This window comes from Caulobacter sp. S45 (assembly GCF_903642205.1).
GTDB lineage: Bacteria > Pseudomonadota > Alphaproteobacteria > Caulobacterales > Caulobacteraceae > CAHJWH01.
Map to the genome: position 1 here is coordinate 1 of NZ_CAHJWH010000129.1, position 9,318 is coordinate 9,318.

At 62.6% G+C, this 9,318-nt stretch carries 11 protein-coding genes, 1 tRNA gene and 1 pseudogene; 10 read left to right on the forward strand and 3 right to left on the reverse strand.

Annotated elements, in window-relative coordinates; genetic code table 11:
- Positions 1-119 precede the first annotated feature (119 nt).
- Positions 120-362 carry a hypothetical protein gene (locus tag HUV06_RS12225; protein ID WP_174301543.1) on the reverse strand — a complete coding sequence of 81 codons (243 nt, stop codon included), beginning with the start codon at positions 360-362 and terminating at the stop codon, positions 120-122.
- 94 nt (positions 363-456) lie between these two features.
- Positions 457-1,335, reverse strand: a complete 879-nt coding sequence (locus HUV06_RS12230) for a DDE-type integrase/transposase/recombinase (RefSeq protein WP_217433838.1) — start codon at positions 1,333-1,335, stop codon at positions 457-459.
- A gap of 192 nt (positions 1,336-1,527) precedes the next feature.
- On the opposite strand from HUV06_RS12230, the pseudogene HUV06_RS16680 reads away from it, so the two are divergent.
- Both HUV06_RS16680 and HUV06_RS16335 read left to right on the forward strand, forming a co-directional pair.
- A pseudogene (locus tag HUV06_RS16680) lies at positions 1,528-1,815 on the forward strand (AAA family ATPase); the annotation flags it as partial.
- A 264-nt stretch (positions 1,816-2,079) separates the two neighbouring features.
- On the forward strand, positions 2,080-2,964 hold the full coding sequence (locus tag HUV06_RS16335; RefSeq protein ID WP_254601086.1) for an ATP-dependent endonuclease: 885 nt from the start codon (positions 2,080-2,082) through the stop codon (positions 2,962-2,964).
- A 216-nt stretch (positions 2,965-3,180) separates the two neighbouring features.
- Here the strand turns inward: HUV06_RS16335 and HUV06_RS12240 are convergent, their stop codons facing one another.
- Positions 3,181-3,378 carry a hypothetical protein gene (locus tag HUV06_RS12240; RefSeq protein WP_174301545.1) on the reverse strand — a complete coding sequence of 66 codons (198 nt, stop codon included), beginning with the start codon at positions 3,376-3,378 and terminating at the stop codon, positions 3,181-3,183.
- A 161-nt stretch (positions 3,379-3,539) separates the two neighbouring features.
- On the opposite strand from HUV06_RS12240, the gene HUV06_RS12245 reads away from it, so the two are divergent.
- The 8 genes from HUV06_RS12245 to HUV06_RS12270 all read left to right on the forward strand — a co-directional run.
- Positions 3,540-3,614 (forward strand) — tRNA-Gly (locus HUV06_RS12245).
- Between the two features lie 228 nt (positions 3,615-3,842).
- Positions 3,843-4,112: an AlpA family transcriptional regulator gene (locus HUV06_RS12250; RefSeq protein WP_174301546.1), complete on the forward strand. Its 270-nt coding sequence runs from the start codon at positions 3,843-3,845 to the stop codon at positions 4,110-4,112.
- Positions 4,113-4,703: 591 nt separating this feature from the next.
- Positions 4,704-4,847, forward strand: coding sequence for a hypothetical protein (locus HUV06_RS16060; RefSeq protein ID WP_217433834.1), 144 nt, complete (start codon positions 4,704-4,706; stop codon positions 4,845-4,847).
- Between the two features lie 279 nt (positions 4,848-5,126).
- Positions 5,127-5,261 carry a hypothetical protein gene (locus HUV06_RS16480; protein ID WP_256430069.1) on the forward strand — a complete coding sequence of 45 codons (135 nt, stop codon included), beginning with the start codon at positions 5,127-5,129 and terminating at the stop codon, positions 5,259-5,261.
- Positions 5,258-5,482, forward strand: coding sequence for a hypothetical protein (locus tag HUV06_RS12255; RefSeq protein ID WP_174301547.1), 225 nt, complete (start codon positions 5,258-5,260; stop codon positions 5,480-5,482). Before HUV06_RS16480 ends, HUV06_RS12255 begins: the two co-directional genes overlap by 4 nt.
- Before the next feature lie 81 nt (positions 5,483-5,563).
- Positions 5,564-6,136, forward strand: coding sequence for a recombinase family protein (locus HUV06_RS12260; RefSeq protein WP_217433835.1), 573 nt, complete (start codon positions 5,564-5,566; stop codon positions 6,134-6,136).
- Positions 6,137-6,306: 170 nt separating this feature from the next.
- The gene (locus tag HUV06_RS12265; protein ID WP_174301549.1) at positions 6,307-8,391 is read left to right on the forward strand and encodes a recombinase family protein; all 2,085 of its coding nucleotides are present in this window, start codon (positions 6,307-6,309) and stop codon (positions 8,389-8,391) included.
- A 323-nt stretch (positions 8,392-8,714) separates the two neighbouring features.
- A partial coding sequence (locus HUV06_RS12270; protein ID WP_217433837.1) for a Fic family protein occupies positions 8,715-9,318 on the forward strand: 604 nt, incomplete at its 3' end.

Sequence of the window (9,318 nt, forward strand, 5' to 3'; positions counted from 1 at the left end):
CCTCCACCAAGGGCTCCCATGAATCAGACATCACCCCGCGCCGAAATCCCCCCAGCCGTTCAAGCGATCACCGTGCGACGCGCCCGGGTAGTGTCTCAGTTTGAATTTAAAGCGCCCACTTAGCCAAAGCCGGGCACGACAGGCTGGGCGATGCACCGGCACCAGTCCGGCGACTCGCAACGCCCCTCGGCCGGGTGTCCCTCAGGCGGCGGCGTGTCATAGGCGAAGACCTTGCCGCCGTTGCGGGCCGCGGTCTTGCAACAGCCGTGCACGTCAACGGCAAGCCATCGGTAGCCGTCCAAGCCGTTCGCTGTCGCTCGTGCACGGTTGAAGACCGCGATGGCGGCGAAGTGCTGGCGCATGGCCTCGCGGTAAGCTTCAACGGTTGGAAAATTCTTCGGACCTGGCAGGGTGAGGCCGGGCCGCCCCGCGGGTGCAGGAACCGTGGGAAGGCGGTTAAGCCTCGACCCGCTTCTTGTAGGGTCCGCGCTTGGCGGGGGCCGGTTGCCGCGCATCCATCCTCTCCGCAATGTCCTCCAGGGACCATAGCTTGTCGGTGATCCCCGCCGCCATAGCGGGCGTGACCTTCAGCGTCTTGTGGATGCGGCAGAAGTTGTAGAAGGCGAAGTAGAGCGCCAGGGCGTGGATGTGGTTGTCCAGCTTCTTGGAGAAAGCGTTCGTCAGGCGGGTAAACCGGCGCATTGACATCCGCATGGTGAGGTTCTGACGCTCCACGTAGGAGGTGGAGACGTGCTTCTTGTCGGGATCGCCCTCAACGCGAACCTTCCGGGCGCCGACACACTCGGCGGGGCTGTAGCGGCCGGGAGCGGTAATCGTGGGACCGTACAGCTTGACGAGCTGCGCATAGTCCACGTCGCCGCCGAACGCTCCCTCCACTGCCTCCAGATAGGCCTTGTGGCCATCCGTGGTGAGCTGGACGCGGTTAGCTAGTCGCGAGCGCAGATCGTCCATCATGGCGATGGCGGATTGGCCGGAGCGGTCGCCGACGAAGTAGGAGCAAATCAGCTTCGTGTCGGCGTCGATTGCCGTCCAGGTCCACACATCGCCAGCTTCGGCCGGGGCCGCTTCCGCCGTCGCGACGTTCTTCTGCTTGGCGTAGCAGAAGCTCCAAATCTCATCGCACTGGACCTTGGACGCCTTCACGTCGTGAACCAGCTCGTCGTGCATGGCGAGGCAGGCTTCCCCAGCGTCCACCAGCAGCTTCGTGACCGTGTTGATGGACACGTCGGCGACCCGTGAGATGGAACGCATGGATGAACCCTCGCAGAGCATCGAGAGAATCATGACGCGCTTAGCGAGCGGGAGCTTGTTCACGAATTGAAAGTGAACTTTCTCGCTAATTAGGTCAAGCATTTTGTTCAGAATGGTGGCGGCTTGATCCTCCCCAGCGGGGTTTACCACGCTCTGGCGGGGCGCGAGAGCGAGGTCAAGAGCCATTTACGCTAGCTCTAAGCGGCGTTTAGGCCTACAAAAGGGTCGCTGAAGGAGTCGCAAGGAGCGAGCCTAGTGATTTTAAGCAAGGAAATCCGTCACTTAGATCGTCGTTGGCAGACGGGTAACTCGTGGCCTCGCCGGCTTGAGTGGCTAGAGGTTCAAGGCATTCGTGGTTGGGGCGGCCAGCGCATCGAGTTCGCCTTCCCCATTGTCGCAATCGTGGGGGAGAATGGCTCCGGGAAAAGCACCCTGCTTCAAGCGGCCGCCTGCGCTTACAAGTCGGAAACTGGGGAAGTCGGCCGGTTCGCTTCGGAGTTTTTTCCGGACACGGCGTGGGATTCTGTGCGCGCCGCTGAAGTGCGCTTTGGTTATACTGAAGGACCCAGCCATCGAAGCGGAAGCGTTAGAAAGCCGACGCTCCGTTGGAATGGAAATCAAGAGAGACCTATACGTCGTGTTCAATACGTCGATCTTAGTCGGATACAGCCGGTGTCCGCTCGCGTTGGTTACGCAAAGATCGCGAAGACGGCTCACCACGAAAGCTCAGCCAGGGCCTTCGACACAAGTCAGGTCCAACGGCTATCTGAAATAATGGGCCGACGCTACGACGCAGCCAAGATGGCCATGTCGGATATAGATGATAAACGAGAAATACCAGTAATCACGAAAGGTGGCATTCCTTATTCTGGCTTTCACCAGGGCTCAGGTGAGACTACGATAGCTGAACTATTGCAAATCGACTTACCACGTTATGGATTAGTGTTAATTGATGAAATTGAGTCTTCTCTGCATCCGAGAGCGCAGCGTCGATTAATTAGAGACCTGGCCGATCACTGTCGTGAACGGGAGGTTCAGATAATACTTACAACCCATTCTCCTTATATCCTAGAAGAGCTACCGCCTTACGCTCGGAACTACATCCTGGAAGCTGACAGTGTAAAAAGTATTGTGACGGGGGTAAGTCCCCAGTTTGCAATGACTCAGATGGATGACGAGAACTACCCAGAATGCGAGCTGTACGTCGAAGACGTAGCCGCAAAAGTATGGTTAGCTGAGATCTTGTCTGCGCATGGCAAGGAGGTATTCACGAGATGCAATATAGTACCCTATGGTGCCGCGAATGTTGGTCACGCACTAGGGCAAATGGCTGAACAAGGCCGCTTTGTTAGGCCGACGTGCGTGTTCCTCGATGGTGATAATGACGCCGCCGTCGGTTGCATTGTATTGCCTGGAGAAGACGCCCCAGAACGTGTCGTTTTTGAAGACCTTAGTAAGCGGAGGTGGGGAAACCTTTGGACAAGAGTTGGGAGGGATGTTGCCCTCGTTAGTGACGCCTGTACAAATGTCATGACGCTTGGGGACCATCATGATTGGATTAGGGTGGCCGCAAACCAACTACTGTGCGGCGGAGAGGTCCTATGGCAGGCGATGTGCGCCGAGTGGGCTGTCGGAAAGAAGACTATGGCTCAGCCTATTGTTGACGCGATTGAGCAGCGGCTAGCGGCTTAGCCGCCCCAACGCTTTGTGGCCGCACCCTTGGCAATCTCCGCCCGTTGCTCAGGCGTAAGCGTCTCAGCACGGGCACTTCCGCCTTTCAGGCCGCCCGCTCGATGATGCGCCTTTGTGGGATCATCCCGCGTATCCTCAATCTCACCCGTGGCGATTCTGCCAACCATGACGGCAAGGCCGATCACGTCGGCTGGGCGCTTCTGTCCGTTGGGGCCCTTAGGCATCCTGAGCCTCCAGCATCTTCGCTACGGCCTCAAAGCTGTGGGCCACGCGCACTGAGGCATCGTCGCCGGACTCGCCCGCAAAGAAGACTTTGGTCCACTCCCGATCCGGACGTATCAGCGACACAGCGTCGAGATTGATGAGCACGATCTCGTTCGTGCCGTGAAGAGCGATTTTGATGAAGCGAGCCATGGCGTGATGATAGGCCCTCGCCGCCCCCGGCCCAAGCCCCGTCAACCCCGGCCGATTTCAAATTGAGACACTACCCGCGCCCGGTCCCGCTTGCAAATCCTGAGCGCCTCTGCTTAAACGCCGCCTCCCGGGATGGCCGTGCTGTCGCGGGCGCGCCGTGAGCGGGCGTAGCTCAGTGGTAGAGCACAACCTTGCCAAGGTTGGGGTCGAGAGTTCGAATCTCTTCGCCCGCTCCAAATTTCTTAGTGAAAACAATGACTTACCAGGAACCACCCACGGGTCGGTTCAGCGGTCTTAGGCCGTTTAGGCACCGTTTAGGCACGCGTTGGACCTCGTCCGCGCGGCAAACGCTGGCGTCCGCGGCGCTGCCCGCAAGCGCCCGCGACGTTTTGCTCCTGTCCCGTTTCTTGCAGCGCAGCGGGAGTCGTGGTTCCTGTGAGGCTTCCCACAAACCAGGATACCCAATGACGTCCCCGACCCTCGCTGGGCCGGCGCGCCCTGTCGCGCTCGCCCTGTGCGCGGCGGCAAGCGAACCCTTGCGCCGCGCCCTGACCACCACTGAAGCGGCCGCCTACACCGGCATCTCCGTATCCACGCTGGAGAAGAAGCGGGTGTACGGAGGCGGCCCCGTGTTCCTGAAGCTTGGCCGCGGCGTGCGCTATCGCGTCCAGGACCTCGACTCCTACATGGACGAGCGCACCTTCGGCTCGACGTCCGAGTACACGCTTCACTGACCTCATCGAGCAGACGCAGGGCCCGCGCCCACACGAGCAGGCCCGGCGCCGGCGCCGGCGCCTAAATGCTCTCTTGCTTCCTAGATTTGTGCGGTTAAGCCGACCGGGTCGCTGCATCGTGCCCGCACGATTGCCTCCAACATCCAAGCTATTCGCTCTCTCGCGATGTCTTGTGCGCCCAGGCGACACGGGTGACATGGCGCGAGCTCCCGTAGATAGAGCAAGGCTCGTTGAACGCCGCCGACTTGGTGCTGGCCTGCTCGATTAGACGCCTACAGCCTAACCGTCTCAGCATAGGATCCAACTCGGCATTACATTTATGGGTTCCATGACTCTCGACTAGGCATTGAGCTCCTTTCTAGGATAATACCGGAGCGGTTTTAGTCAAAAAATCTCTTGAAGAATACTTTTATGTGAAGACGGCTGAAGAGCGGGATCACTGGGGGTGGTGCGTGTTTCTTGACACGAGCAGGTAAAGATCGCAGATGAAGTGGCCGCCGCGATGCTCCACTGTTCCAGATGCGATCAGGTCAGCCTTTCGGACAGGCGGCGCCCGCAGTCGGATCGCAAGGCGCGAGTCTCCGGTGAGCGATGTCGGGCGAACACAGCGCCATGATCGACGCGCCGGACGCATGGTCGCTGAAATCGTCGGGCGAGGCTTGGCGAGCGGCCGCGACTTATCCGACACCGTCCGCCATCAAGATGGAGCTGGACGGCTTCCCTCCGCCAACCTAGCCGGACAATGGAAAAGCATCGTTGAGAGAAAGGACTCGACTCCGCTGTAACGCTATGGATTCCATGGCTCGCATGAGAGCCGTTTCTTCAGTTTCGCGCGCGTCACCGTCAATCGGAGTCAACGGCTTTCTTGAAGAGTATTTGGGTCAGATGGAGTGAGCCGGAATGACGCAGCACGATAACTTGACAAACGAGAGCACCAAGGGCAGAGTTGCGCATGCTCAGGTGAGACACCCAGGCGGCGCTCATCCGGGTCACCACGCGACGGCGGCGGAGGTCTTGCTGGCCGACGGCCTCCACCAGCGCGCGGCCCGGCTGTCCGCATCGATGTCGCCGCAGGCCGCCGCCGTGATCCCTCTCATGCTGGCGCTGGCGCGGCTGCAGGCGCGTCGGGCCGCGGAGCATAAGGCGTGAGCGCCGACGCCGCCGACGCCAAGCGGGTGGCGATCTATGGTCCGCCTCGGTTCTGGCGCGCAGCCTTCGCAGAGGTGAGGCGACGCGGTGACCGGGTGGTCCGTCTCGTCCAGCCGCCTCCGGGCCTTCTGGAGCATGAAGGGCCGCTGAGCGAGGTCCTCAGAGATCTTAGAACCGGCCGCATCGACGAGGTCCTGTTTGATCTGACCCGCCACGCTTGAGCCGCTCAGGCCCAAGCCTCCGATAACAGAGGCGAGCAGGCCAACATCTGCCGCAACGCAGAGCCATAAGGTCGTTAGAAGATGATCCCTCGTATGATGCCGGGAACTCCGGCGATGTACTACGTCCGTGCGGACTCCGCCGCGCAAGAGCCGCCCTACTCCGATCTCGAGCAGATGCTCGACTGCCGATCGGCCATCACGCGCTACGGGCTCGCAGAAGTGGGGGGTCGATGTGATGTGGTCGGACCAAGGACGCGGTGGAGAGACCGCCCCGGCCTACAGGAACTTATCCAGGAGGCCCGGCACGATCGCTTCCGAGTTTTGGTGGCGCGCTCGCTGAACCGTCTATCCTGTCGCGGCTCTGAGTTGCGCGTTCTCCTCAACGATTTGGCCTGGGCCGGGGTGATAATTGTCACGTTGCGCGAAGGCATCCTGCAACCGCTTCCCATCGCCAGCAGCCTTGGCTCCGCGAGCACCCCTGCGCGTGCGGGCCACGATACAGACGAAACCGCCGGGCGGTCCTCTGCCCTGAAGATCCTTCCAGAAGATGTTCGGTTCGCCTGTGCGGCGTATGCGGCAGGCGCCTCAATGGACCAGATCACCGAAACGCTCAATCAGAGACGTGCGGCTGGCCCGGCGCCGCTGAGCGGCTGACGACCTCAGGCCCTGATGGCACGGCGCTGACGTCCAGCGGCCGGTCTGCGCCAACCTCCCCAAGCGGCTCCGTGTGGATAGCCGTCTCCAACTTCGCCCCACTCCCATAGAAAAGGAATACTACCTTGGTCATCCGACCGCCGTCACCAGGCTCGCCGGCTGGGTATTACATGCGTAAGAGCAATCCAAAACAGAGCGAGTGGAGCATCACCGGCCAGGAGGACCTGTGCCTCAAGCTGATCGAGCACGAACGCTTGAAGAACATGGGCGGCGAAGCCGACGAGGCCCGAACCGGCCGGACTCTGTTCCGCCGCCCTGGCCTGCGTAAGCTGGTGGAGCGCATCAAGGCCGGCGAGATCAAGGTCCTGGTGGCCGAGACCGTGGACCGCTTTTCCCGCAACACCGCCGACCTGCATGCGCTTTACCAGACCCTGTACGAGCATGGAGCGGTCATGATGACCGTGCAGGAAGGTCTGATCGACGAGATGCGGTTGACCTTCCTGGCGCTGAAGGCCGCCCAGGACGTGCGCCAGACACAGGAGCGCGTGAAGCGGGGCCTCAACGAGGTGCTGAAGGATGAGCGTATCGCCGGCAGCGTCGGCTTTGGGTACCGCAAGGTGCAGACGGAGGGCGGGCCGAACGGCCTGCGCGAGAAGCACCCCATCAACGCCCCGATCGCCACGAGCATGCTGGAGGACTTCGGCGAAGGCGTCAGCGCATTCAAGATCTGCAAGCGGCTGAACGCCGCCGGCGTGAAGGCGCCGCGGGGCGGCAAGTGGCGGCAGGCGGTCCTGCTGGGCTCCAAGGACTACGGCGTCGGCATCCTGCGCAATCGCATGTACATCGGCGAGTTCGTCTACCGCCGCACGCAGCGCGAGCTGAAGGCGTCAACCGGCAAGACGATCACCCGTCCGGGGCGTAAGGACGAACAGCACGTCCTTCCCGTTCCCCACCTGCGTCTCGTCTCCGACGAAGTGTGGGAGAAGGTGCAGGCGCGGCTGGAGGCGGGGCGGCTCAGGAACCAGCCGACCGGCGAGGAGCCATTGACCTCCCCTGCGGAAGCCGCCGGCCCGGCGGAAGAGGACCAGCGCAAGCCATGGATCGGCGAACATCGTCGCGCCACCTACGTCTTCTCCGGCAAGATGCTCTGTGGCCTCTGCGGTGAGAAGATGGTCGTGCTGGGCAAGCGGGTCGGGTGCGACGGACGCGTCAACATGGGCAACGATTGTCCCAACAACGTCCGCATCCCGCGACCGGAGATCGAGGCGGCCATCTTCGAGGGCATCCGTGAACACCTGCTCCAGCCGGAGCTGCTCAACCCCTACCTCGCCGAGTACGCCGAGGCGGAGGCGAAGCTGCTGGCGACGCGCGGCGACGAGCAGGCGCGGCTGAAGGCGCAACTCGCCGAGACGGAGACGGAGATCGAGAACCTCCTCGGCATCGCGGCCAAGTCCCGTCGCGACTCGCGCGGCGCGGAACGGCTGGCCGCCGAGCTGGATCGCCTGGAGGAGCAACGCCTGAGCCGCGAAGCCGAACTGGCGGCGGTGACCCGTGTGCGCGCTCCCGCCCCGACCAATCCCAAGGACGTCATCGCCGGAGTGGAGCAGCTCCTGGACCGGCTCGGCCCGGCAATGGAGGGCGACGACCCCGACGCCGTCCGTTCGCGTGAACTCATGCGCGAACTGATCGACGAGATCGTCATTACTCCTCTTCCAACGCCTACGAAGCAACGCCGCGGATCGGAACCTGTCGAGGTAGTTGTCACGGGCAAGATGGATGATCTGTTCGAGATCTCGCAGACCACGCTCGGTCGCGTGACCCTGTCAGGTTCTCGGACCGAAACGTGCCAGGGGCACGCGAGCCAGACCTTCCGCTTCGAGGTCGTCCTGAACCGCCGTCAGCCCAAGCTCAGCCAGACCGCGCTCGACTCCAAGCTCATCGAACGCATGCTGGACGAGGCCGCCGTACCGTTGACCAACGCCTTCCTGGTGGAGGTCCTGCTGGATGGCGCCCATCCCGATCCCGAGGCGCGTCGCGCTGTGGAGGCGCGCGTCCGCAACGTCCTGCATCTGCTGCACAAGGCCAAGCGCGTCCGCTCCATCCGTCTCGGCAGGCCCGTCGGCTGGGTCTGGAACCACCGCCCGCTCACCGATGAAGAGTGGCGTGAGCGCGCCACGCCTGATGTAGAAGGCTCGTACGCCGGGATCGCTGACCTCACGCACGGCCCCGCGGCTTCGGTCGTCACACTCCACTAAAAGCGCAACGGGGGACCGGGTGGACGGCTGCGCTGGCGACCCGGTCCCCACGGGCGGCTCGACCGCCGTCTCTGGGCGGGGTTCAGGACCGGACGGGCCTCCACGAGCGCCGCGCCGCTATCAAAGGTGGCTTGCGTAACGGCGCGTTCTCGAGGCCATATTGAACGCAGCCTTTCACATGGACCTGACACGTTCGCCTTATGCAAACTTCCTCGACACAAGGGACCGGGGATCAGCCGCTCGAAACCCGCGCTGGGAGCTACCAGCGCCAACTCAGGGGCTATCGCGCCTTCATCCCGGCGCCGCTGCCACCGGCGCCTCCGGTGCGCATCGAAGGCGAGCTGCGGCGCCTCCTCTCACAAGCCGACCTGGCGCTTGGACGCTTGGACGGGTCGATCCAGATACTGCCCAACCCCGACCTCTTCGTCCTGATGTACGTCCGCAAGGAGGCGGTGCTCTCCAGTCAGATCGAGGGGACGCAGAGTTCGCTCCAGGACCTCCTGGCGGCCGAAGCCCATCTCTACGCGCCCGAAGCGCCGAAGGACGTCGACGAGGTGATCAACTACGTGGCGGCCATGAACCACGGCCTCGCCCGCCTGGCTGAGCTGCCGGTCTCCGTGCGGCTCATCCGCAAGCTGCATGAGAAACTCCTCGCCGGCGTGCGCGGTCACCGGCTGACGCCAGGCGAGGTCCGCACCAGTCAGAACTGGATAGGTCCCGGCGGCTGCACCCTGAACGAAGCGACCTTCGTCCCGCCGCCGCCGGAGCTTGTCCCCCAAGCCCTCGGCGACCTGGAAACCTTCCTCCACGCTGAGGATGACCTGCCGGTCCTTATCCGGATTGGGCTCGTGCACGCCCAGTTCGAGACCATTCACCCGTTCCTCGACGGCAACGGGCGGATCGGCCGGCTCCTCATCACCTTCCTGC

Excerpts from the sequence above, each read along its gene's own strand:
- HUV06_RS12240 (WP_174301545.1), bottom strand. The coding sequence starts at position 3,378 with ATGGCTCGCTTCATCAAAATCGCTCTTCACGGCACGAACGAGATCGTG.
- HUV06_RS16335 (WP_254601086.1), top strand. The coding sequence starts at position 2,080 with ATGTCGGATATAGATGATAAACGAGAAATACCAGTAATCACGAAAGGT.
- HUV06_RS12225 (WP_174301543.1), bottom strand. The coding sequence starts at position 362 with ATGCGCCAGCACTTCGCCGCCATCGCGGTCTTCAACCGTGCACGAGCG.
- HUV06_RS12250 (WP_174301546.1), top strand. The coding sequence starts at position 3,843 with ATGACGTCCCCGACCCTCGCTGGGCCGGCGCGCCCTGTCGCGCTCGCC.
- HUV06_RS12260 (WP_217433835.1), top strand. The coding sequence starts at position 5,564 with ATGATCCCTCGTATGATGCCGGGAACTCCGGCGATGTACTACGTCCGT.
- HUV06_RS16060 (WP_217433834.1), top strand. The coding sequence starts at position 4,704 with ATGTCGGGCGAACACAGCGCCATGATCGACGCGCCGGACGCATGGTCG.
- HUV06_RS12265 (WP_174301549.1), top strand. The coding sequence starts at position 6,307 with ATGCGTAAGAGCAATCCAAAACAGAGCGAGTGGAGCATCACCGGCCAG.